Here is a 1,229-nt window from a genome sequence, read left to right on the forward strand (position 1 = left end):
TGATGTGCCCCTAGATTTGTAGACGCCTTGCTTGGTAAATTTGGAAGCAAGGAGACTGACATGTCAGGGATGAGATACACGGAAGAGTTCAAACGCGAGGCTGTTGCCCAGGTCACAGATCGGGGGCATTCGGTCAAGAGCGTTGCGGATCGGTTGGGCGTTTGCACCAAGTCAATTTATGATTGGGTCAAGCGTTATGGCCGACAGGAACCGGAACGGCGCATTGTTGATGAAGGCCAGGCAGAGAACCGTCGTTTAAAGGCAGAGTTGGCGCGGGTGACTGAGGAGCGTGATATCCTAAAAAAGGCCGCCGCGTACTTTGCCAGCGAGTGCCGGTGAAGTACGCCTTCATCAAGACACATCGTCGGACCTTTTCAGTGCAATCCATGTGTCGTGTTTTGAGCGTTCACCGAAGCGGGTTTTATGCCTGGATGAAGGCCTTGTCCTGCCCAAGAGCCAGGCGGAACAGGCGTTTAACGGGTCTGATCAAACAGTCGTGGCTGGAGAGCGGGTGTGTTTATGGCTACCGCAAGGTTCACCATGACCTGTTGGGGCTGGGTGAAGCGTGTGCACCAAACACCGTTGCCAAATTGATGCAAAAGGCTGGATTAAGGGCACAGGTGGGCTATCGACGCCGCTCGGGACACTATGGTCACAAGCCGTCTATTGTTGCCACCAACCAATTGAAGCAGGACTTTTCTGTTCCTGCTCCTGATCAGGCCTGGGTAACGGATATCACTTACATCCGCACCCATGAAGGTTGGCTATATCTGGCCGTGGTGATTGATCTCTATTCCCGCCGGGTTGTCGGCTGGTCGATGCATTCACGCATGCAGACGGACCTTGTTTTGAATGCTCTTATGATGGCTCTCTGGCGACGCAAACCTAAGGCCAAAGTCATCGTCCATTCCGACCAGGGGTCACAGTATACCAGCCATGAATGGCGATCGTTTCTGCAGAGCCACAATCTGGAAGTCAGCATGAGCCGACGAGGAAACTGTTATGATAACGCCGTTGCCGAGAGCTTCTTCCACTTGCTTAAAACTGAGCGGATCAGACGCAAAACCTACAAAACCCGCGAGAATGCGCGTCAGGACGTGTTCGATTACATCGAACTGTTCTACAACCCAAAACGAAAGCATAGTAACAATGGGATGCTGTCACCCACCGACTTCGAACGGCAGCAAAAAATGAAACTGCAAGGTGTCTAACAAACTTGGGGCACATCA

The 1,229-nt window shown here is 52.3% G+C and carries 1 protein-coding gene; it reads left to right on the forward strand.

Annotated elements, in window-relative coordinates; genetic code table 11:
- Positions 1-60 precede the first annotated feature (60 nt).
- Positions 61-1,211, forward strand: a protein-coding gene (locus tag DXY29_RS12790; protein ID WP_371411093.1) for an IS3 family transposase whose coding sequence is annotated in 2 segments (ribosomal slippage) — positions 61-310 and positions 310-1,211 — 1,152 coding nt in all. Because the reading frame shifts where the segments join, the coding sequence is not laid out codon by codon here.
- The last annotated feature ends 18 nt before the right edge of the window (positions 1,212-1,229 follow it).

The sequence above is a fragment of the Synechococcus sp. UW69 genome, assembly GCF_900474185.1.
GTDB lineage: Bacteria > Cyanobacteriota > Cyanobacteriia > PCC-6307 > Cyanobiaceae > Parasynechococcus.